A 23,022-nucleotide genomic window follows, 5' to 3' on the forward strand; every position below is an offset into this window, starting at 1 on the left:
ATTGAAATGCCGTCCAATCGAACTCATCGACTCGCCGCGCTGCCACCGATCCCACATCTCAGATTTCTGTTTGTCCGTGTAAAACGTCCGCGTCCGATATTTCATCTCTAACACTCCATCTTTCCAAAAAGACTAAAGTGTTGCGCTCATCCGTTGAAACCGCCCAGACAAAGCGAACTTTGGCAGGCCTCCTTACGTTCAAGACCAGATGGGGCTGGCGTACCCATATTTTCTCTTTCAACAAGCTCATCAGGATATGTTATAGAAGGCCAAAGAACAATATTCTGTATCTGAGGCATGTGCCAGGCGAGGACCCTTCATTACAAATGGGGGACTCATAAATGACTAGACTTAAAACTTTGGACGGTAAGGTAACGAGTATCGATGCGGAAGCGATCGAAAACCTTGCCGCATCGCTACGTGGCGGCGTTTTCTCGGACGGCGACAGTGAGTATGACGAAGCCCGTACAATATGGAACGCGATGGTGGACCGAAAGCCTGGCCTTGTTGTCAGGGCAATGGGTACAAGCGACGTCCGAAGTGCGGTCAACTTTGCCCGTGACAACGGCCTTCTAGTTGCTATTCGCTCGGGGGGGCATCAGATCGCCGGACATGCCGTTGCCGAGGGGGCGTTGCTTATCGACTTGTCTCAGATGCGCTCAGTCCGTGTTGATCCAACCATGAAGACGGCCCGTGTAGAGCCCGGTGCATCCCTTGGCGACGTGGACAAAGAGACGCAATCTCATGCTTTGGCTTTGCCGATGGGCATTAATTCCACGACAGGCATCGCGGGATTGACACTAGGTGGAGGATTTGGGTGGATCACGCGCAAATTCGGGATGACAATAGACAGCCTAATATCCGTAGATATTGTGACCGCTGACGGCGCGTTAGTTCGCGCGAGCGCCGATGAAAACGCAGATTTGTTCTGGGCTATTCGAGGCGGAGGCGGCAATTTTGGAATTGTTACCTCATTTGAGTTCCAGCTTCACGACGTAGGACCGGAAGTACTGGCAGGTTTGATAGTACATCCGCTCGAGGACGCTCCGTCACTTCTGCAAGAATTCGGCAAGATCGCTAATTCAGCTCCGGATGAGCTCACTATATGGGTGGTTATGCGTAAAGCACCCCCGCTGCCGTTTCTTACTGAAGACTGGCATGGCAAGGAGGTTCTTGTTTTCGCTATTTGCTATATTGGCGATGAGGAAGATGGCGGAGAGGCACTCAAACAACTGCGTGCACTCGGGAATCCCGTAGCCGACGTTATTGGACCATCTCCCTTCGTAGGCTGGCAAACAGCTTTTGATCCCTTGCTGACACCAGGCATGAGAAACTACTGGAAGAGTCATGATTTTAACGGGCTGCCAGGCGAAGCAGTATCAGTTCTTCTGAACGCAATACAGTCATTGCCCGACCCTAACTGTGAAGTTTTCATTGCGCATGTCGGAGGTGCAATGGCTCGGGTTGCAGATGATGCCACGGCATATCCACAAAGATCATCGCATTTTATAATGAACGTACATACGCGTTGGGAGGATGCGTCAGGCGATGACGCCTGCATCGGATGGGCGCGCAAGCTCTTCGACGATACCGCCCAATACTCGACGGGCAGTGTCTACGTAAACTTCATGCCTGACGATGAAATTGAACGCGTCACTGGCGCCTATGGCGGCAACATGGAGCGCCTAAGCAGAGTAAAAGCCAAGTATGATCCGGGGAACCTGTTCCGGCTTAATCACAACATCAAACCTGCCGGGTTGCCACAAGCAGCAGAATGAGCTGCGCCACATATAACGGGAAATAATCAGGAGGACGAAATGTCGATCTTTCAGAAACTGGATGCCGCGACAAAGAACCGAGATGCTGAGGCATATATTGATTTGATGGCCGATGATTGCGTCTTCGTTCGCCATCAAAACGGAACGGAAATGAACAAGCCTCAGATTTCCGAAATGCTAAGGAAAATGATGAGTGCAGGCGGAGCAGATATGGGTAATCGTCGATGTTTATACGAAAACGACGATATTCTAGTCGTCCATTCGGTAAATGATTATCCGGATGGTACGAGGGAAGCCGTGCTAGCCTCGTATAGTCTTCTAGACGGCAAGATCACAAGACTGGAGACTGGTGCAACGCCCTTGGCGAAGTGAAAAGCCGACCCCTGCGATAGGCTCGAGTTTGGAAGTGACCGCTACGACTACTGTATTCGGTGGCACACGTCCGCTTCTCTAATTGGGTGTTTGGGTCAAGCTCGTTTTCCTTCTTTCTTTTGGGTTTTTGTCGCTCATCCGGGTCACGCTTCTCTTCGCAGTCTGGTTGATGCGTTGATGGCATCGCTGCATGCATGTGTCGGATTGGCAGTGGAGAGCCTTGCTTAGAGACGCGCTTCAGGTTGCGCAGCAGCCATATTCGGCTTCATCCACAGACCTCGTCCGGTGAGGACGACCCCGTTCGGGTTGGTTTCGGGCTGTTCAGATCATGCCATGCCCTCCACCTTCTCCGGACGGAATTCCGTACCATCCGCCCACATCCGGTGCAGCAAGACGGCCAGCTTGCGGGCAACAGCAACAACGGCGCGACGACGTCCCTTGGTGCGCATCAATCGCATGCCCCAGGATTTGATCTGTGATCCGGCCATTGTTCGCATGAGCAGAGCATTGGGGGCCGCGTACAGGGTTGCACGAACGTCTCTGTCGCCCGCTTTGGATATTCGGCCCGGATTGTCATGCTCGCCCGACTGATATCGTCGTGGCGTCAGCCCAAAATGCGCCGCCACTGTTCGAGACCGTTTGAAGCGGGCAGGATCATCGACAGCTGCTTTGAAGGTCAGTGCCGCGATTGGCCCGACGCCAGGCACGGTCATCAATCTCATGCAGACCTCATCGTGGCTTGCCGCACGTTTGACTCGTCGATCCAGTTCCAAAAAATGCTGATAAAGCACCACCCTTGCGTCGAGCAGGGACACCAGGGCATGTGCGAGAACATCATCCATCTCGATCATAGGTCGGACGACACCATCAAAGCTGCCATGCTTGACGGTTTTGGGTAGACGAATGCCAAATATCTTCAGCAATCCGCGAGCTTCATTGGCCAAATCCATCGTCTTCTTGAGCAGTGCCTTGCGCGTACTCAGCAACGCACGAAGGCCATGGGCTTCGCGGCTCTTCATATGAACAGGACTGAACCAGCCGGTACGCAGAACCTGAGCGATGCCCCGTGCATCGTTTTTGTCGGTTTTGTTTCTCATCGCTGACAGGGCAGCGTTCACCTGCCGGGCTTCCATACAAACGACATCAAAGTTTGCTGCCTTCAGTCCAAAGTAAAGATGTTGGCTCATCGTTCCGGCTTCAAAGCCAACGCGTTCTATCGGATATTGAAAATGAGAAAGACACTCTGCGATGTCATCAACCTCGCAGGCCAGCTCACGTTCAAGGACAACCTTGCCCCTCGTATCGACGACGCAAAGAGCGCATGACCGCAGCGATACATCCAGTCCAACAAAATATTCCATCATCTATCTCCCTTGTTCACAGCAATCCTGTGATCCTATCGGGAGCTCGACCTCAGAACAGAGGTAGCCCAATTACGCATGCTCTGGGCTCACAGCAGGCTTTCGCTGCAGGCCCGTCGAACGACGGTTGTGCGGACGAAGCGGTCCCTCGCTAACTAAGATCGAAAGACCGCTTCTGCTCTAAAAGTCTTGCGTTAGCTACGGTGATGAACTTCTTGCAACCCGCAGACCTGGGTCGGAATACCTTCCATCCTCGCCTTAATTTGCAAAGACAAGAACTGCGAATAATGCCGCGACTGGTGCAGATTACCGCCATGCATCCATAGGTTGGGGACCTGCGTTGGCTTCCACATATTCCGTTGCTCGCCTTCCCACGGGCCGGGGTCTTTGGTGGTGTCTGAACCGAGGCCCCAGCATTTCCCCAGTGTGTCAGCCATTTCCTGGCCCATTAGATCAGCGACCCAGCCATTCATCGAGTTGTACCCAGTCGCATAAACCACCAAGTCCGCCTCCAGATGGGTGCCGTCATCAAGGATGACGCCCGTTTCGTCCAGCTCAACAACTTGACCGCGTTTGAGTTTGATTTCACCGTCAATGATCAGCTGACTTGCCCCAACATCAATGTAATAGCCGGACCCACGCCGAAGGTACTTCATGAACAGACCGCTTTCGTCATCGCCCCAGTCCAACCAGAACCCAGCTTTTTCCAATCCGTCGTAGAAGTCTTTGTCCTGCTCTTTCATGGCCGCATAAGCAGGGATCTGGAATTCATGCAGGATGCGATAAGGAAGCGATGCGAACACCAGATCGGCTTTCTCAGTTGTCATACCCCCTTGAACGGCCCGTTCGGAATACAAATCGCCCAAGCCGACCTCCATCAAGGTTTCGGACCGGACGATATGGGTAGATGACCGCTGCACCATGGTGACATCTGCATCCGCTTCCCAAAGTGCTGCGCAAATGTCATGGGCGGAGTTGTTCGAGCCAACGACAACAACCTTTTTGCCGGACCATTCATCTGGACCGTGATGTTCGGATGAGTGTTGCTGCACCCCTTTGAACTTATCCATGCCAGGAAACTCGGGCATGCGTTTCTTACCGGACATGCCCGTCGCCATGACAAGCTGCTTGGGCTTCAGTACGATATCTTCGCCGTTCCGGTCCACAACGATTGTCCACTCGCCTTTAGCCTCATCAAATTTGGCAGACTTGGCCGTTGTCTGCGTCCAGTAGTTGAGTTCCATGACCTTGGTGTACATTTCCAGCCAGTCACCGATCTTGTCTTTGGGTGAAAAGACAGGCCAGTTGTCAGGAAATTTGATGTAAGGCAGGTGGTCATACCAGACCGGATCATGCAGGCACAAAGACTTGTAGCGGTTCCGCCAGCTGTCACCGGGTCGTTCGTTCCGTTCCACGATGATGGTCGGGACGCCAAGCTGACGCAAGCGTGCGCCCATCGCAATGCCGCCCTGACCCCCGCCGATGATCACACAATAGGGTTGGGTGTCGTAGCCAAGCTCGGCCTCTTCGCGGGCGCGCTCTTCGGCCCATGTGGCACGGTTCTTTCCTGCGCCATGCTTTGCTCCCATGGCGCGGTTGAAACCAGCCGGTTCCTCATGCCCCTTCAATTCGACCATTGTGGTTAGGAGGGTCCAAATTTTGTCGCCCTTCAGGCGGATCAATCCATAACCTCGCGCAATCTCGGTTTCAAACGTGATCCATGCTGTGGTCACGCCGCCGTCTTCATCCGCGATCTCACCATCCGCGATTTTCCAAGCACTGGGTTTTGTCGTTGCCAATTGATGCGACAGCATGTCTGCAACTTGGTCTTTTCCTTCAACAGTTTTGATGTTCCAAGTGAAACTAACAAGATCGCGCCAATAGCAATCATCCTCAAACATGTCGCAGGCGCGCGCGATATCGCCTTTCGCGAGCGCGTCGCCAAATTCGTCCAAAATCGCCTGAGTTTGATCTGAAATCGTGGTGTCGAGCATTATTTTCTCCCATTACTCTATCCAGTGTGGCTTACGGTTGCGCAAGAATGCGATATATCTCCCCCAGATGACCGCAATAAAACAAAGCTTCGTCCCAAGCGTTCTTAATGCGTCTATCGTGCGTCACCGATAGCCTACGATGAGAAAGCCTACCGACAAAGCCGACCTTCGTCCACGTCGCAGAATTTGGCACTTTGGGCTCAATCCGGCCATTCGCTGCAGCTTACATCAACGGCAGCTATGTGCCCGAACTGTTCAATTTAACCGTGACGAGGGCACTCTCACGCCAAGCTTCCAGTCTATCGTCTTCGGTCGGTTGTCTCGCCAACGTCTCGAGTACTCACATTCCCGCCAGTACTTTTCCCGTAACGTCTTGTACTCTTCAACTAGGGCCAAATGCCGTTTCGTCGACATGCCCTTAGGTGGCGGGTTGAATGGGTTGCCAATTTCCATACCGGCGCCGATGACCTTGCGGATTTTCAAAAGCTGCCGACGCATGCGTTCCCGTGGCGCCTCGTATTGGCTGGCGTAGGCGAGATTGTGGCAGGACCGGCAGCCTATTCGACGGTTGATATAGAGCACCCCACAGCGACGACGACAGTCTGGGCAAACGAACCACTGCCTAGTGCCGCCGTAGTGGCAAGGCGTCTCTGTGAGTGCCACGCCTTGAACCGTGTCGCCCCAACCGGCGTGGACGGTGATAATTATATAATCGCTGTGCCCTTCGACCCATGCGTTGAAGGTCAGACCGGGTTTGATATCAGCGATGGGCAACGTGCCACTGCCTGTATCCAGTCCAGCATCAGTGACCTGCTTAATGCGCAATTGCATCGTGTCATCACAAAAACGTTTGAAAGAGTGTGTATGGATAACGGGCTCCCTCGAAATCATTAACATTGTCAACTATATTGCTCTAAAAACGAGGAAAACCAAAGAGTTTTCGAGAATTTTTTGGGGAGCAGGTGCAGGGGTGATCTTTTCAAACATTCACTCTCAAAAGAGTATATCTTCAAAGACACTCTCTTTTTCACTCAACTATTTCTAATGAACTACCCCTGCACCCCTGCACCTACTACCCACTCTGCAAGCCAAAAACCCAAGAGAGCGCATCTTAAAAGGCGTCGAAGAGGCCTGCTAAGTGTCCCTCGGCTCGCCAGTACATTCTAATCATGCTGTTGTGCGGCTCTTAAAGCGGATATCACGGCCGGGCTGCTTGCTTCGCTCCGCTTCGGTGGTAGCAGCCATCCACGGTTCTTTCCGCTTGGTGCATTGATACTCACAGGATATCCTGCCGAGTTCCGCACCACGAGCTGACCCGCACGATTTTCGGTGATACCGGAGCCCTCCCATAGGCGCTTGAGGCTTGAACCAATCGTTTTCACTTCTTTTTCACTTGGAGGGCGCGCGGAAAGCGGCATAACATCGTGGTATATTTCGGTTGCCTTCAATCGCGCACACTTTTCTTCAGGGCGCTGCCCCCATGCGTAGTGCCGTTCAATGCGCTCTTCTACTTCGGTGCGAATACGATATTTCTCCGCGTTTTCCTTAAGTGTTTGCTCCTCTTCTTCAGTCGGCCACCATTGCTCACCGGTGGTATAGAGGTGCCACGCCTCGGCCCAGAGTTGGTCCAGTTCTTCGTCGGACCACTCTACATCCAGCTTACCGACCGAGATTGGCAGGTAGCGCCGGTTCCCGGTTTCGTCCGCTAAAAAGCTTTCCTCGTTCACTGTGCCGACAAAAACGGTACGTCGACCGTAGCGAGATGACTTCCTGGCATAGGGCGCTCGGATTTCGTCCTCGCTTTGAGATAGGAACGCTTTCTTATGCGATATAGCGGACTTTCCAAACGTCGCGTCCAATTCACCTAGCTCTCCAATCCAGCACGACAGCGCCCTTTTTAAGCTATCCTTGTCCGACGTGTTGAGAACAAGGCTTTCGCGGTAAACCGCTCGCAGTGCGCGTGGAAGGAGTTTGCGAAGACCCTTCGTTTTGCCTTGCCCCTGTGCACCGACCAGAACGAGGACGTATTCGAAGTGAGCTTCGATGTTCTCATTCAATGATTTGGCCTCTTTCGCGTAGTCAGCGGCGGCACAGGCTTGGATTAAAAACCTGCGAACGGCGATCGAAGCAACCTGGGGGTTGCTCGCGTTCAGTTGGGAAGCAATCCTTTCGATCCGAGGAATGCCATCCCAGGGCAACCCTGACAGGTAGTCAGTCACCGGGTTGTACGCGTTAGTGTCACCAAGTGCGACCAAGTGGGTGTCTAGGTTCTTGTCGGGCAGACTGTTTAAAGCTGCTGAGCTCAGAAGATGCGAGTAAAGTCCGGTCTCCGCATTGTCACCATGGTTCGGGATATTTGGGTGCGCCCACTCCATTTGTTTGGTGATCAGGTTGTACCGGTACTTGATCCCATAGCCATCTAGCATGTGCGCGAGGTTGGCTTGGTGATCAAGGAGCGCTACAGTTCCACTTGCCAAGGGGCGACGCTGCGGGAATGAAGTGGTTGGCAACGGTTCGTTAAGCGGTCGCGGACTATCATCGAAGGCCCAACCTTCATCGTGCCCCTCGTCGTGGCCAACTGACTGGTAGATACGATCTCGTTCGCGTGTCACCTCTGTGCGTAGTTCCCGCCTGCTGTTTCCGAGACCTAGAGCAATGGCTACGTCACGCTCAACCGTCTTGTTCTCGAGTTCCGAAAGTTCTGACAACGCAAGCGCATGTACGATGGTACTGTTGTCGCCAGCGGCCGCTGCAATTGCAGCGGTGGCGCTTTCCACGTCGTGGCGCATCGTATAAAATCGATTGCCATGTGCGAAGCTGTGGACGCCTGGCGCATCGCCGTTGTTCCAGTAAAACTTTCCTACTGCGCGACCGCCATCATAGTCTGGTTCGATCGGATCGAGGCAGACACGCAGGTCGTATTTTTCACCTTCAGGAGAAAGCAGCGTGCTAACGGAAGCCAATTCCCCACTGTCGAACACAACATAATCTGACCCCAGAAGAAGACCTTTTTCCACTTTTACTGTGGCAGCCCGTTCTGCCGCCGGTTTAGGAACCCCGCGGTCAATTAAGTCTTTCTCGTACTCCGCCTTGCGCCGTGTATTTGCTTTCGATTGTTCTGGCTTGAGAGCCACCCGTGCCTCGTTGAGGTTTGCGGTTGCCGCATGTTGGTCTTCGAGCGATACCTCGACCGAGGCAGGATCAAACAATTCCACGTCGACATGCCGAATAATGTGCGCACCTGGCGTTTTTTGTAGCCCTTCACCCAACACGGCAGTTGGATAGTCTGGCTGTGTTGGCCGCGCGAGAGCTTGATCAGCTAGGCTTCGTGGAAGAAATTGCCCTCCCTTTGAAATGAACGCAAAACGATGAAAACCGCGCGCCCAGCAGCGTATGTGGATTGCCTGAAGAATGCGGGGGGTTTGGCTGGCGTCACTCGTAGCTAGAACTACACGCCATCCTCCAGGGCCCTTGACCAACGCACCGTTCGACACACGCTCAATCTTGCTACTTGAACTGGGCATGACCAGCACTGGACAATCTCGCGCCTCGGGCAATACGTCATACAAGGCGTCAAGAACTACGTCCGCGGTCTTAAACACAGGCATTTCTTCGTCAGGGTAGATTGCTGAAACCTCTTCGCGGGATTTCACATCTATGTCGATGCTGATCAGCCCTGGGCCTTCCCGGAATGCGAGATGCTCCCCAGTCGCGGCGACCATTGGTTCCAAATCCTCGGCCTGCAGCCGCGAAAGTCGGCCCTCCGGCACGACGCCCGCTTCAGTTAACACCGGGTCAAACGTGCCCGTAAGGAACATCGTGCTAGGATCGGCTTCTAACCGATACTCAAAAGCGTCTTTGGCGGTCGCAAACCCTTGGTTTCTCAATCGCCCGATCGTCGCGCGCATTTCAAGGACCGCTTCCTTAAGGACAGTCTCACCGTCTTGGGCTAACGTGAGCTTTTTTCCGACAGGAGCGTCATAAGCTACTGCGCTCACACGGATTGGGGGATGATCGGTGGTGGTATTCTCACGCCCCATCTCACAGCTCCGCGAGAAAAGCGTTGATTTCGCTGTCACGCCAATAAAGACGCCCGCCTATTTTGACCGGCGCAGGAAGGCGACCCGCAGCAATATCTCTATACACGCTACTTCTACCACGCCCGCCAAGAACGTCCCGTAACTCGCGAAAGGTGAGTAGTTTAGTCATTTCGGTGCTCCACGAATTGCTTTGGGGCAATATTTGGCACGTTAGGAACGGACAACTCGTACAAAACAATTCGGGTGGGGGGCTAATCCTCTTTGGACGAGAAATCTTTAATCAGTTGATCAAGTTGCCGAAAGATTGAAAAATACGCAGCGGTATTGCTCTTTTTCTCGAGCTTCCGATGGTCTTTTTCGCCGCCGTATCGGTGTGGTTGCCAGGTCGTAACAATCATATTGTGGGTGATTTCTCGCCATCCAGCTTTGTGGAAAGCCTCAGTGACCAGTTCGCAAGCGGAGGGAAGATCGTCCACTCGATTGTACTTGATTTCGTCACCGCGATTGTTCTCCGCTTTCAACCCAATATCCACTCCTCGCTGAACGCCCCACCAAGCCAAAATGTTCCGAAAAACTCGTTTTTCTCCGTCTTCACCAACACTACTTGGTCTTTCAGGGCGTTGTGCCTGATCAGGCCGGAACTGAAAAAGGCACTCAGGCATGTCTGCGCCCACCAGCTTGTTTTGCAATGCAATCTGACATGCCAGATCGTAGGCTACAGTTGAACCGGATTGCTGCCCGCTACCATCTTTTGGGCCCGTCGCCTGGTCGGCAATAATCTCGGCCCAACCCTCTGCCACGTAGTAACTATTCCCATCGAAGGTCATCCACCCTTCGACGCGCGCCTTAAACTCGTGGGCCCCAACTGTCCTAGGCGTTTCTGGATTGCCCTCTAGCCCCCATTTTCGGATGGAGGTGAGAGCTTTCACCAGCGGGACGCCGAAACCATCCCACCACTCAGCTACCAGGTCCGGTTGATTAGACAGCTGTGACATGATCTGCCCACCGTTCCATCAGTACGCGGCGTTGATCTAGATAATCTGTTCGCCGATATGCGCGTTCGACGCTGCCGCCAACAACATGCGCAAGAGCCGTCTCAGCTACCTCTCGGGGCGTGTCCGTCGCCTCGGCGCACCATGTTCGGAAACTGGAGCGGAAACCGTGAGGGCGCGCCTTCATGCCTCTGCGCTCCATGTAACGGGACATGGTTGCGTCCGAGATCACACCCTTTCTCACGCTTGGAAAGAGGAAACCACCGCGCTCGAACGGCTTGGCCTGCTCAACGACAGCCATGGCCTCTTTAGAAAGCGGAATACGGTGCTCCTTTCCAGTTTTCATCCGTTCGGCGGGGATGATCCAGGTGTCATTTTCAATTTCCGATAGGTTGCAGAACCTAATCTCACTGGAACGCGCGGCGGTGAGGATAAGAAGGCGCAAAGCCAGATGTGTAACAGTGCCCTCATCAAGGCTCGCGTAGAATGTAGGTACCTCGCGCCAGTCGAGGGCAGGGAGGTGTTTCGGTTTGTGACGTGATTTTCCGAGCAGGGCTTTTGCTTTCTCGGTCGCTTGAACGTCGACATTCAAGCCCATCGCTGCTGCGTGACGCATGACGATGCCGAGCCGGTTCATCGCCTTGCGTGCGGTGTCGGCCTTCGCATGCCAAATCGGCGCCAAGGTATTCTTGATGTCCTGCTGATCGATTTCCTCGATGGGAACCTGACCAATCTTCGGCAGAATATGAAGTTCGAGAGGGGAGAACCAGCGCCCCGCTTTACCATCGCCCTTGAGTTCGGCCTTGCGCGCCTCGAAAGCTTCTGCGGCGACTATGGCTAGTGTGTGATCCGCTCTTGCCGCCAAGCGTTTTTCCTTCTCGCGCTCTTTGATGGGGTCCTTGCCTTGTCGTGCAACGGCGCGCCATTTCTCAGCAGTCTCTCTCGCTTCTTTCAACGAAACATACGTAAGGCTACCAAGGCCCATCTCTCGACGCCTGCCGTGGATGGTCACCCGAAGAAACCACTGGGAGCCGCCGTCAGGTCTTCTGTGAAGCCATAGACCACCGCCATCTGAGTGTTTGCCAGGCGCAGCGTTCTTGACCTGTGCAGCTGAAAGTTTGTTCAATGCCCTCATTACTCTGTCCACCCCATTGTCCACCCCAATATGTGGTATAGGACGGAACAAATTGAAATAGTTTGAAACAGTAGATTCTTATAAATGACTGAAATAGCTTAGTAAAAAAGTATCAGTGGTGCACCTTGGGTTATCTATTCAATGCTTCTTCTGGGCACCAATTTTACTGATATATTATTATGATCTAATTCAGATTATTGGTAGTACTGATATCTATCAATCGGACTATTCATTAATATCTCAGGTTCTCATTTACTGTTTCGTTGACACCGCCTGCTAAAGGTCTACCTCTCTGCAATTTATTTGTGGCGGTTGTTAAAACGTGGCCCTTATCTCAGAAAATGTATGGCCATATCGGCTAAGTTTTCCCGAAACTGTAATTGTGTCGTTGACCTCCAATGCATTCCAAAAATCACTGTCTAAACCACACACTCGGAACGAATGCCTCTCATGTTCAGGATGCCTTAGGCTCACTGCTGACCTACAGCGCCGTCCCTGAAGTTTCTTTGTGACAACATAGATAATCTCGGCCTCTTCAGTTTCGAATATGCCATTATAAACATTTGGCCAGATTATTGCCTGTGAACCATAAGCGAACACGAAACTTGTAGGGATCGCTGCAATTGTTAGCAAAACATTCTTTCTACGTGACTTAGTGACCTTACCGTTTGTATCAACGACCCGGCTGCTCAATGTACCCGGAAGTGAAATCAGAAAAAATGCAATTGCGACGGGTACGATCCGAACGTAACTTTCTTGAAGAAAAACATAACGAGCGTAGGTTTCGCCAAATTTGATGAAGTAGCCGAGCGAAAAAAATGCGCAGAGCCAAGTTACGCTGGTAAAAATAGTTAAGAAACTGGTTTGCCTACCTAGCCTTTCACACCGTTGGTTTTGATCGACCACCACACGCTTTGGTTGAAAGTCTTTGAATTGCCAAAAGGCAAATCCCGGCAAGATGAAGGCTACGATAAACAAAGCCAGGAAACCCAGAAGGCCATACAGCAGGGTTTCACCTTTGATATGTTCCTGAAACGGTAAATTACCGCTATTATAGACGACAAAAATTGAAGTAAAAAGAAATGCTACCCAACTAAAGGTTAGAATTACAAAACCCATTCTTTTCCACAGAGGATAGAACCAGCGCAAAGCTTTGGCATGCAAGCCAGGAAGCAGAAACATGAGAGCAAACAAAAAACAAACCGCTGCAAGTACCCCTATAAGCGCACCATTCGGTAGTTCAGAATATCTGAGCCACCCGATACTGGCGCGGGCAAGCAGGTAGGTTAGAAGCAATCCCAGAACACCTGTCACAAGCGCAACAGTATCGCTTATCAATAAAGTAATTCGCATGGTTCAGTCTCACTGCAAGTGCCCAATCTTGTTAATACCCGGAAATAAGGCGGAAAAATGGAAATTGTGTTTCCAAAAGTTGCTATACAGAGCGGTTAGTTTTCCTAAGGGGCGGGATCAATATTCAAAATCTTTTGATAATTCCGAGCAGACACTTCTGCACACCGCTATTTCTTTTATCAGTCCCGAGATGTAATTTTGAATGGAACATTTTTGAAAAATTAAAACGCTTTGCGATGCGACTGCGTGATTTCTAGAACTGTTTGAAGCCACACAATACCAGCAATCAGTGCTTGTCGGGTTCTGTCTCTCTTGCATATTGAAGAAAATTGAAATCCTGCAACGCGTATTGGAGACATCCGTTTGGTTAGCGCTCACTTAGTTGGGTCAAATAGTTGGGTCAAAAAATTAGTAGCGCCCGTACGTCACGTCGATGTTTAGGGGCTTTCCAACCAAGATCTGGGCGCGCAATCCGGTGCACCCAAATCGTAATTCGCCAACCATATCAACTTTACTGTCTCTCAATCAATAGTTGCATTGAGCCGGCGGCGTCCTTAACAGTTTTTGCGTTCACCTGGTAACGCTCACGTCAAAAGCTGATCACTTTGTGCCACGATGTTTTGATTAGCCACTCCCCCGTCAGGCGTTACACTCTTTCAGAAATAGGCGTCACGGTAGAACCGTGAGTTATCGACTTTTGACACATAACTATTGGACTGAAGAAATGCCGCTCAAGCGCTTAAAGTCACCACCCGCGCAATCTCCTTTTGCACCCATCTGGGAAATACCGCTGGGGATCGAGAAGCTGAGTGATGCAGAAACGCTGGCTGGAATACGCAAGATCGTTCTGGCGCGTGAACCAGAGTTGAAACAAGAAATTAAGGCCAAACCGATCGCAGGTATCGATGATGGACTAACCTCGCGCTGGCATAGCTTTAACACCTTCACCTGGAACGAGCCGCCAATGCGCCAGTTTCAGGAATTCGTCAGAAAATCATATCTCGGATATCTCTCGGCTCTTAATATCTCACGGCGTAAATGTTATGTTCAGGGATGGGCAAATGTGGTTCGCGGTGGCGGAAAATTTGCCCCCCATTGCCATGACCAATCACCTTATGCCTTCGTTTCAGGGAATCTAACCGTTGCCTGTGAAGACACCCAAACAATTTATTATCCGCCCTATCTGTATCGCGGTGCGCCATCGCCAAAAATGCAGGTGCCAATTCAAAACGAGCCCGGCTTACTGACACTTTTCCCCAGTACGATCATGCATGAAACGTCACCGCACAATGGCGACAGCGAAAGGATCACGCTGGCTTTCGACATTTTTCTGCAAGACTTCGACCTTGGTGGGCGTCCCGGTGCTGATGGAATGCATATCGTGATGGACGATCCGGCAGGCTTCACCGGAACTCATGTGGGAAGAGCTGGAACCGTCACAAGCGGTACGCCGCTGTCACTCAATGACTAGGTCAGACAAAACCGCGATGACGCATTGGATTACACAACGCATCGCCAAACACGCATAAAGGACAATGCATGTACGCGAAAGCCGAATACTGCGATATCGGGTATTGCCTTTTAGAGGATCGGGGTGGGTTCGCCTTTCAACCGCCGCGCACGGTGTTTGAAAGCCGCTCAAAAGCGCTTGGGATGCGGGCGATTCAAAACTGCCCTGCTGTTAACACGATTGAGCGTCAGTTGATTGAAATTCCGTCACCGATTGCCCTGCGCATGAGCCTGTCAATCGCGAGTGGTAAACTGGATTTTCGGATTAATTCAACTGGCACATTCGCAAAACCCAACGTTCTAAAATCGCTGGTCAGTGCTGAACCGCCAGAACGCTGGCGCGATCCAAATAAACCCGTATTAAGGATGAAGTTACCCTTCTTTTTCGTAACTGACGAACCTTGCGCTGCCTCAATCTTGCCTCCCTTTCTGTCCCCAAGCTTGCGCCAGTGGCCGGGTACTGTCGTAGCGGGAAGCTATCCTGTTACAAATTGGCCGCAAAATATCACGTGGGCGCTGGAGTGGGACAAGATCGACGAAGAATTGATCATCCGGCAGGGTGAGCCGCTGGCCTATGCCATGTTCGAATTCAACGACCCCAACAAACGCCCAAAATTGATTGAAGCAGAGTTGACGGATGAATTGGCCGAGTACCGTGCCGGAATGGACGGCGTCCACCAATTGACCAATCAAATTGAGGAGTTGTGGATGAAAGCCAGCGAACGACGACCTGCAAAACTTTTAACACCCCTATCGGTCGACGCATGAGCGGGAAACGCGAAGTTCTTCTGGGGTGGCGCAATTCATCCCCGCAAGCGGCACTCGCATTCTTTGCGCCTGAACCGTTGAGCAAAACCGACGAAGTGGGGCTAAGCACACTTTTCCCGGAATTCGCACAGGATGGCGCTTTGGCAAATCGGGTTTTTGTTGTCCGTAGTCCGTTTAACATGCGCATACGCCTGGGGCGTGGGCAAAACGGGCAGGCGGGCTTTAGGCTGATTGACGAGCCCGGCTCTATGAGCGTGAATGCGTTTCGCGGCCTGGTTTCGCCTATTGCACCGACAGCGCAGCGTGATCCCGATGTACCAGCCTGCCAACTCGCAATGAACCTTGTGATGATCTCGGACGAACCCTGTTCGTTGCAATTAATGCCACCTTTCCTGTCGCCGGATTTTCGCAACTGGCCCGGCTCGCTGGTATGCGGCAGATTTCCATTGCGTGCCTGGCCCCGTCCGTTGAACGCCGTTTTGGAGTGGCATGACAAGCAACGCGATTGGGTCCTGAAACGTGGCGAGCCGTTGGCCTATCTTATGGCAATTTATGACGACCCGTCCGTATCTCCGCGAATTGTTGAGGCGTCCCTGACGCCAGCGCTTAAACGCCAACTCAGCAGGGTTGACGACGTATCGTCATATGGCCGCAATGTAGGCCCCATGTTTGCCGAGGCGGAGAGAAGCCGCCCCGGAAAAATACTAGTGCCAAAACTAACAGCCAAAATTGTAAGGGATGGCCCCGAAGCTAAGGCGAGTTGACGCTCAGATAGAATGTTTTTGTCGTAGAACGAGCGCGATCCGTACTTTCACAATATTAAGATCTGCCATTTCGGCAGAGAGACCTGGAAATGTCTCAACCCGATTTCTTAGCTGATGATTACCGCATCGCAGAAAGGTTGGAAATCAGTACCGAGCGGACTCTTCTGATTTCATCCGCTACGCGCTCTGCTTTTTGGGCATCGCCTTCGTGACATTGCTGCGCAATAGTAGCGCAGCGCTCTCGCTCTTCAATCAATGCCCGAATGATCGCGTGCTCGACAGCATCTGCGACTTCTTTTGAATGGTCGCCTGGCAAAACCCCAAGAATATCCTGAACTTCTCTCGCCGTAATTTCTGCACGTTCTCTCAAGTTTTTTGACATTGGTATCCCCCTTAGCTTAGCAAAGCTTTGCATTTTTTTGAGAGTGTAACAACTTCGAGTTTTATTAGTGTCACAGATGCGCATCTAAGTGCTGTGTGCATTTGGAGCTAGAGCATCTGGTTCGCATTAGCGCGTGGCTACCTGCTTTTCACAATTGAAACAATTTTCAGCACCTGCCGAAATCAAGCTGAAACACGACATCTAAAGAATGGCTTCATCAATTTTTGATGGAGCTTAAAAATGTTCGGTGAAATCTTTTGGAATGAAACACGCAGCAGCGACAGCTCGCCCGTCAAGATTGACGAAGGTGTCACTATTAGAAGGCTTGTCAAAAATGACGTTGGGCTTCTGCGTGAGTTTTTCCGCGGGCTTTCGAAACCAACGCTTTTTTGGCGCTTCATGAGCCCGGTTCACGAGATATCAGAAAAGCTTTTGCATCAACTTGCCGATACGAAACACGATAGACATTACGCATTGATTGCCGAACATGAAGAGAACGGTCATCGCCGAACGATTGCCGAAGCCAGGTACGTTCGTGATCAGACTGATCCAGCAAAATGTGAATTCGCAATATCGATTGCGGATGAAATGCAAGGACGGGGCCTTGGGTCTGTACTTCTTCAATTTCTGGAAAAGCACGCCTCAATAAACGGGGTGCTCGAGATGACAGCCGAAACATTGCGTGAAAACACCGCAATGGTCCGTTTGGCAAAAGGTGCAGGATATTCAGTCGTCACAAACTTCGCTGATCCAAGAATGGTGAAATTGAAAAAAGCGCTAAACCAGTCAGACCCAGCTTCACAGGGTTTGCCACATACCCACGCCAAGATCGCAGCATGAGCTTCATCTTATTGTCAGAAACCTGAAATTTCGATGCAAACATTGATACAAACGAAACGCCAAATATTCGTTCCAGAAATACGATTGAAAACTGCGTCCTTCATAAGAAGCCTCAACCAAATCGTGATCAGCGGACAATCAGCCTCGCTCGATCCAAACGCAAACTGAGGATGAAGAACATGACACATGAAACCAACCCAAGATTCTTTTTCAATGACGGGACAATCAACTTAAAAGCTGCGATTCAGGCAGGCCGAAATGCCCGGGCGGAGGCAGCTAAGGGTTTATTTGTCGACGCGACGTCTTTTGCCAACGCCACCGCCAAAAAAACAATTTCATTTTTTGGAAAAGGCTTTGTCAAAGTGGCGGCCACAATGAGCTTGGTTACACTCTTTTCAGCCTGCGCATCAGAAGGCCCAACCAAAAGTACAAAGTCATTTGTTCATCCAATGAATGACTTTGCTACTTTCCACATTCCATACAATTGATCGGGTGAAGCGACGGCAATGGACCGGGAAGACATCTTCAACATACAACCTAATTTTCGTTTTAGTCCAAAGTGATACTGAAGTTCAGATGAGTATCAGTCTGTTAAATATGGCAAGCGGATACTAAAGGTTGCGCCGCCATCTGTTTTGGGTTCAAGCCGAATTATACCATTATGTGACGCGATTACCTTGTGACAAAATGCAAGCCCGACCCCTGTACCTTTGCCGACTTCTTTTGTTGTAAACAGCGGGTCAAAGATACGTCCCGCGATATCGTCATCCACCCCAGGACCGTTGTCGGATATTGTCAGGCAAACCATGCCTGATTTTGCTTCTCTTTGACCTTTAATGACGATTGCATCCCCAATTCCCGCGTCGTGAATTGCGTGGACAGAATTTGTTAGAAGGTTGATCAGGACTTGTGCAAGTTGAACTTCGTCGACCATTACACGGGGAAGGTTTCCGGGCAGGTCAGTGGTGATACGAACACGAGGGACAGGCGCAACTGAAGCCATCGCATCATTTGCTGTCTCAACAATCCCACGCAAGGAAACTGGTTGTGGATTCAAGGGTTCCTGACGAGCCATCGACAAGAAAGAGCGTACAATTTTTACGCAACGCTCAGCAGCGTTGCCAAGTTTGCCGATCCGCCCTTCCTGACTAGTTCCTTCCAGATCCTCTTTCAGGATTTCCGCATTTCCAACAATGATCGACAGAGGGTTGTTCAGCTCGTGCGCAACCCCAGCCAGCAGTTCACCCAACGCTGACATTTTCTCGGCCTGAAAAATCTGGCGCCTTTGCTGGGCAAGTTCTGACTGGACAGCAAGTTCATCAGTCAAATCGTCCATACTTGAAACAACCATGTCCTCGCCGCGATAATCTATAAGGCGCGCAGAGATTGCCGCGGGAAACTCTGTTCCATCCGCACGCACACCGGTAACCCGCATGTCGTCTACCCTGGCATCCGGTAGCAACGCCGTCACAAAATCTGCGCGTTCTTCACGTTTTGAGAAATGGGAAAAACAACTTTTGTTTGACCCCAACAATGCGCGCGCCGCAGGTGATCGATAAATAATCTTGCCGTCACCAACACGCGACATAGTCAAACTTGTTGGACAGGCTTCCAGCACTTTGCTAAGCAGAATTTCTGCCTCTCGTGCAGCATCCGCTTGCGCAGAATAGTCAACAACCTCTGTCTGGCTGAGAATAAATCCACCGTCTGATGTCGGTTTGATGCGAAACAGATGAGCTTTGCTTGAATTCAGATTCACCTGCACCGAATGATCAATATCAATACCATCCAGTAAATCCGCTTCAATTGTCTCGAGACCTCTTCGCGCATCAGGGGTTAAGACACCCCGGTTTTCCGCTTCTCTCAGGTAAATGTCCCAGCGCAGGCCCGGGCGAAGGAATTCTGCAATATCGCGGTTCATCCCGCAGAAGCTGTCATTTACCAGGGTCAGATTTGCCTCTGCATCAAAAATCGCAACACCTTCGCTTAGTGCTGCGATAGTGTCCTGCAGTAAAAGTTCAAAATCCTGGTTCATGTTCTGATCAGGCACCACGTCTAGATCTGACTTTTCAACGCCGGCTCTTTGCGTTCAGAAAGACTCAGGATTTGCTGCGGGTTTTCTTCGTCATGCAAGGCTGGTTCAGAGGCGTTTATCTCAAAACGGCCGTCCAGCAATTCAACAGTCGTTTCGTCTGCCGTTATCGTCATCGGCGCAGCGAACCCGCGCAATTCCAGCGCTTTCGTTACTGCAGGTCCGAATACGTCGTAAATATATTTCTGCACGCCAACGACGGAACCGATAACCGAACCGGTCGCGATGCCGATGCGTGCTTCCCACTTGATAGGGTGGCTGGCATTGCGCTGGCCCAAATACCGCAGAAACCTTACGGCCGCATTCGCGACAGCAAATGCGTGATCCGCCATTGGATCTGGCACGCCGGAAACAGCAATATAGCTGTCACCATTGGTGCGAATACGCTCACATCCGAACTGTTCGCCGATCCTGTCAAACGCGCTGTAAATGTCGTTGAGCTCACTGACCATTACACCTGGGTCATGTTCGTTCAGTAAATCGTCGAAACCAACAAAGTTAAGCGTCAGAACCGAAACGGGATCAAAAACGCGTGGGGCAACAATTCCGGATGATTTATACTCTTCATATGCCGCGCGCGGCATCATGTTCAAAAGCAGCTTTTCAACCTGTTCTTTCTCGCGTTTGATTTCAAGCGTGTTGCGTTCGACCATCATCGAATAGCTGTCGATCATCGATTCCAACTCTTTGATACGCGTGATGTTCTGGCAAACCAGAACAACTATCTTTTCAGACGCGTTGATCGCCCGGTTAAACTCCATGGCAACTGTCATCGTGCGTCGACGTAACTTGAACGACGCCTCAGTGGTGTGGCGCCCTCCGTCGTTTATCGCAATGGTTAGCGCCTCGATATCAAGCGCCGGGAAAAGATCACCCAGTTTCGCTGCGGGATCTTCTTCGCCAAACCATTCAACGAAAGTGTCGTTCTTGAAACGAAGGGACAATGTTTCAAGATCAACCAGAGCGACACCAACACCAATTGCCCGAAGCAACTGTTCATTAATTGCCTCAATCGACATTTACTGTCCTAACAATCAAGGGGCGTCGTTCCTCAAAGGCAGCCAGAACAATTTCAATATCTTCCGCCGCAATACTGAATTCCGTCAATGTTTCATCAACAAGCTCTTTCAGCTTATCAAAATGCAAGTCCGTAATGACGAGATGCACGTGCGCGCGCTCTATGTGAGTGTCAGAAAAGGTTGCGGGCCCCCCCATAATCGCAGAGATAAATTTTGTCTGGTGGTCGATCAGTTTTGGCAGTTCAACATCATCAAAAAAAGGACCAATATCATCGTCATCCAAAAATCTGTCATAGAGCGACAGAACAATCCTGCTGATTGCAGAAAAGCCACCGTATTTTTCAAATAGAGTTTGTTCCAAAATATCCTGTCCCCACTAGGATTTGAGACGGCCCGGCTGCGCTAAGCCGCAATCAGGACCTCGTTCTTTGCATCCTGCCACCCAAAATCCACTTGTTCAAGAAATTCACCAATCATCGGGTCGGTCAGATGCGGGTCAGTCATCGGCAACATGTGCCCGGCACCCGCGACTACTTCATGGCGAATGAAGGGTAATGACTGCTGAAGTGTCTCGGAAATCATGCGCATTTCAGACGGGGAATTTGCTCCGGTCACATTAAGAACAGGACATACAACACCGGCTGCATCCAGATCGGTAAACTTGTCCATCACCAGCGCTGAAAAATCATCCTGAATTTGCGCAGCACATGTTGCGAGCTTTTGACGCAACGAGAAACTGGTGCGGCCCCACGACCCTTCGCCATTCCAAAAATCCAGAAAAATGCGCATAGCACTCCATGCATCGCCTTCTTCAAGCGCGATCTGGGACGAGCGGGCGGCGCTTACAAATTGTTTGGTTTTAGCGCTCAGAACACCATGCTTTGCCCAAACCAGATTGAAAACCGCCGGCTCAATCATGGTCAGGCTGCGCACCTTTCCGGGATGCATTCTTGCTGCCTTAAGCGCGACCGCCGCTCCAAAGGAATGGCCAACCAAATGTACCGGATCGTCGTAACGGTCGAAGACTGGCTCCAGCAATCTTACAATTTCTTCAAGCGTCATAACCCGGTTTCCGGCACCGCCTTTTGAACGTCCGTATCCCGGCAGGTCCGGACAGATCACCCGAAAACGCCCATTAAGATACTCTGCCAGACTACGCCACTGTTTTGAATTGCTCGCAGACCCATGCAGTAACACAACGGGTGTTCCTTCACCGCTTTCGGTAAAGCTGATTTCTGGCTTTGGTGTGAACATAAAAGTCATCTGAGCAATCCTTTCTAAGCGTCATTTCCTTTGTCTGACGCCCTGTTAAAGATTGCGTGTTTCAGCCTGATGTCCTGCAACGCCCGAATATGTTTCAAATGTTTCAGGGGGTGTTTTTGTTTGCGGAATGCACACCTTAAAACGCTATTAACGGCCTGATTTTCGGTGAACCCTATGCTGCGACACGAGGGCTTGGATACTTCTCTGCCATCCAGTCCTGCTCTTGTTTCATTACGTCATTGAGACGCAAGTGCATCTGCTGCAATTCAGGCAACGACCAACGCAAGCTGGCAATCTGATCGGTGACCGAAAACAGATCAGCCGAAAGAGAGTCTCGGACACGCTGATACTCTGTCAGCGCTTCTACAGTTCCTTGACCAACCGCTGAGGCGAGGATTTCGGCATCCCGAAACGCATCGGTAATCCCATGTGCTGTGATTGGATCTTTGAAATATCCAGCATCGCCAACCAATGCCCAACCCGGCCCCCATGACCTTCGGAAATGGCCCTTTTGCCCAACAAACGATATTGGCTTTGAACATAGGCGCGCCGCGCCGATTACCTCGCCAAATGCCGGATCAATCTCCGCAGCGATGAACGCAATTTGCTTCGCAACGTTTTCGCCGCGCACCTGATTCAGAAACCTTGCGCGATGCAGCCCGACAAAGACACAATGCTGGTCATTATTTGTCGGAATTTTTCCAGCGCCCAAACCCTGCGAATATAGCCAGTGAGAACCTTGATCTTCGATCCCCTCATAGTATGCGTAGGCGCATGAGATGGCATTTTCCGACAGGCGTTCGGTTTGTGCCTCGACACGCCGCGCAACAGTCGACCGCCGCCCGTCCGCACCAATAACGATATCTGCAGATACGTGATGTGTTCCCAAGTGGTGCGCATCCAGAATTGCGCCAGCCACGCGCCCTTGGTCATTCCGGATCACATCACGAAACGAGACCCCATAGCGAATGTCGACCCCTGCCTCTCTGGCCGCGTTGACAAGTGCGCTGTCCAGAACGGTTCTGCGAGGTGCGTAAAGCGCATCAACACCGTGGGACGGTTTCAAATTCAGTGGAATTACCTCTGATCCATACTGGAACGTCGTGGTGCGAATTGCCGGTGTTCCCGACGCAATGATCCGGCCCAGCACACCCCAGCGATTAAGTTGCATAACCGCACCGCGCATCAGCGCATGGGTCGACATTGTATCCGTGCCGGGGCTTGCCCAGTCAACAAGAAGAACACGAGCGCCTTTGCGGGCCAGCAACATTGCCGTCGCGGCCCCGGAACAGCGTGCGCCGACAATGATTGCATCATAATGTGGCAAGTATGGGCCGAGATGTCTCATCGTTTTGTCCTT

The 23,022-nt window shown here is 51.4% G+C and carries 21 protein-coding genes; 7 read left to right on the forward strand and 14 right to left on the reverse strand.

The features are described from left to right. Positions 1-341 precede the first annotated feature (341 nt). A complete protein-coding gene (locus MWU63_RS10550; protein ID WP_247077831.1) occupies positions 342-1,778 on the forward strand; it encodes an FAD-binding oxidoreductase in 1,437 nt (478 codons plus the stop codon). 39 nt (positions 1,779-1,817) lie between these two features. Further along, on the forward strand, positions 1,818-2,150 hold the full coding sequence (locus tag MWU63_RS10555) for a nuclear transport factor 2 family protein (RefSeq protein WP_213891475.1): 333 nt from the start codon (positions 1,818-1,820) through the stop codon (positions 2,148-2,150). Positions 2,151-2,476: 326 nt separating this feature from the next. On the opposite strand, the gene MWU63_RS10560 is transcribed toward MWU63_RS10555, so the two are convergent. The 8 genes from MWU63_RS10560 to MWU63_RS10595 all read right to left on the reverse strand — a co-directional run bounded on the left by MWU63_RS10560 (position 2,477) and on the right by MWU63_RS10595 (position 13,025). Further along, positions 2,477-3,514, reverse strand: a complete 1,038-nt coding sequence (locus MWU63_RS10560; protein ID WP_247077833.1) for an IS110 family transposase — start codon at positions 3,512-3,514, stop codon at positions 2,477-2,479. 191 nt (positions 3,515-3,705) lie between these two features. Next, entirely contained in the window at positions 3,706-5,505 is a 1,800-nt protein-coding gene (locus MWU63_RS10565) for an NAD(P)/FAD-dependent oxidoreductase (protein WP_247077834.1), read from the reverse strand. Positions 5,506-5,760: 255 nt separating this feature from the next. Further along, the gene (locus MWU63_RS10570) at positions 5,761-6,336 is read right to left on the reverse strand and encodes a hypothetical protein (protein ID WP_213889502.1); all 576 of its coding nucleotides are present in this window, start codon (positions 6,334-6,336) and stop codon (positions 5,761-5,763) included. Positions 6,337-6,668: 332 nt separating this feature from the next. Continuing rightward, on the reverse strand, positions 6,669-9,545 hold the full coding sequence (locus MWU63_RS10575; protein ID WP_247077837.1) for a virulence-associated E family protein: 2,877 nt from the start codon (positions 9,543-9,545) through the stop codon (positions 6,669-6,671). 1 nt (position 9,546) lies between these two features. Then, positions 9,547-9,714, reverse strand: coding sequence for a helix-turn-helix domain-containing protein (locus tag MWU63_RS10580; RefSeq protein WP_247077839.1), 168 nt, complete (start codon positions 9,712-9,714; stop codon positions 9,547-9,549). 82 nt (positions 9,715-9,796) lie between these two features. Further along, a complete protein-coding gene (locus MWU63_RS10585) occupies positions 9,797-10,540 on the reverse strand; it encodes a hypothetical protein (protein WP_247077841.1) in 744 nt (247 codons plus the stop codon). Further along, a complete protein-coding gene (locus MWU63_RS10590; RefSeq protein ID WP_247077843.1) occupies positions 10,524-11,672 on the reverse strand; it encodes a site-specific integrase in 1,149 nt (382 codons plus the stop codon). The genes MWU63_RS10585 and MWU63_RS10590 overlap by 17 nt, the downstream gene beginning before the upstream one ends. A gap of 315 nt (positions 11,673-11,987) precedes the next feature. Further along, on the reverse strand, positions 11,988-13,025 hold the full coding sequence (locus tag MWU63_RS10595) for a hypothetical protein (RefSeq protein ID WP_247077845.1): 1,038 nt from the start codon (positions 13,023-13,025) through the stop codon (positions 11,988-11,990). Positions 13,026-13,749: 724 nt separating this feature from the next. Here MWU63_RS10595 and MWU63_RS10600 point away from each other — a divergent pair. The 3 genes from MWU63_RS10600 to MWU63_RS10610 all read left to right on the forward strand — a co-directional run bounded on the left by MWU63_RS10600 (position 13,750) and on the right by MWU63_RS10610 (position 16,066). Beyond that, entirely contained in the window at positions 13,750-14,496 is a 747-nt protein-coding gene (locus MWU63_RS10600) for a putative 2OG-Fe(II) oxygenase (protein WP_213889516.1), read from the forward strand. Between the two features lie 68 nt (positions 14,497-14,564). After that, the gene (locus tag MWU63_RS10605) at positions 14,565-15,302 is read left to right on the forward strand and encodes a hypothetical protein (RefSeq protein WP_213889517.1); all 738 of its coding nucleotides are present in this window, start codon (positions 14,565-14,567) and stop codon (positions 15,300-15,302) included. After that, the gene (locus MWU63_RS10610) at positions 15,299-16,066 is read left to right on the forward strand and encodes a hypothetical protein (protein WP_213889518.1); all 768 of its coding nucleotides are present in this window, start codon (positions 15,299-15,301) and stop codon (positions 16,064-16,066) included. The genes MWU63_RS10605 and MWU63_RS10610 overlap by 4 nt, the downstream gene beginning before the upstream one ends. 118 nt (positions 16,067-16,184) lie before the next feature. On the opposite strand, the gene MWU63_RS10615 is transcribed toward MWU63_RS10610, so the two are convergent. Beyond that, complete coding sequence (locus MWU63_RS10615; protein WP_213889519.1) at positions 16,185-16,448, reverse strand: hypothetical protein; 264 nt, start codon at positions 16,446-16,448, stop codon at positions 16,185-16,187. Positions 16,449-16,688: 240 nt separating this feature from the next. Between MWU63_RS10615 and MWU63_RS10620 the strand changes: the two genes are divergently transcribed. Together MWU63_RS10620 and MWU63_RS10625 are read left to right on the forward strand one after the other, a co-directional pair. Next, complete coding sequence (locus MWU63_RS10620) at positions 16,689-17,288, forward strand: GNAT family N-acetyltransferase (RefSeq protein ID WP_213889520.1); 600 nt, start codon at positions 16,689-16,691, stop codon at positions 17,286-17,288. 179 nt (positions 17,289-17,467) lie between these two features. Continuing rightward, positions 17,468-17,776 (forward strand): hypothetical protein, encoded by a 309-nt coding sequence (locus tag MWU63_RS10625; protein ID WP_213889521.1) that lies wholly within the window; start codon positions 17,468-17,470, stop codon positions 17,774-17,776. Between the two features lie 95 nt (positions 17,777-17,871). Here the strand turns inward: MWU63_RS10625 and MWU63_RS10630 are convergent, their stop codons facing one another. From MWU63_RS10630 to MWU63_RS10650, 5 genes are all read right to left on the reverse strand, one after another. After that, the gene (locus tag MWU63_RS10630) at positions 17,872-19,323 is read right to left on the reverse strand and encodes an ATP-binding protein (RefSeq protein WP_213889523.1); all 1,452 of its coding nucleotides are present in this window, start codon (positions 19,321-19,323) and stop codon (positions 17,872-17,874) included. Between the two features lie 20 nt (positions 19,324-19,343). Further along, positions 19,344-20,399, reverse strand: coding sequence for an adenylate/guanylate cyclase domain-containing protein (locus tag MWU63_RS10635; protein ID WP_213889524.1), 1,056 nt, complete (start codon positions 20,397-20,399; stop codon positions 19,344-19,346). After that, complete coding sequence (locus tag MWU63_RS10640; RefSeq protein ID WP_246531718.1) at positions 20,389-20,760, reverse strand: group 1 truncated hemoglobin; 372 nt, start codon at positions 20,758-20,760, stop codon at positions 20,389-20,391. Before MWU63_RS10640 ends, MWU63_RS10635 begins: the two co-directional genes overlap by 11 nt. A 41-nt stretch (positions 20,761-20,801) precedes the next feature. Further along, the gene (locus MWU63_RS10645) at positions 20,802-21,662 is read right to left on the reverse strand and encodes an alpha/beta hydrolase (protein WP_213889526.1); all 861 of its coding nucleotides are present in this window, start codon (positions 21,660-21,662) and stop codon (positions 20,802-20,804) included. A gap of 172 nt (positions 21,663-21,834) precedes the next feature. Continuing rightward, a complete protein-coding gene (locus MWU63_RS10650) occupies positions 21,835-23,010 on the reverse strand; it encodes an NAD(P)/FAD-dependent oxidoreductase (RefSeq protein WP_213889528.1) in 1,176 nt (391 codons plus the stop codon). Positions 23,011-23,022 lie beyond the last annotated feature (12 nt).

It is taken from the genome of Pseudohalocynthiibacter sp. F2068 (assembly GCF_023015645.1).
GTDB classification, from domain to species: domain Bacteria; phylum Pseudomonadota; class Alphaproteobacteria; order Rhodobacterales; family Rhodobacteraceae; genus Pseudohalocynthiibacter; species Pseudohalocynthiibacter aestuariivivens.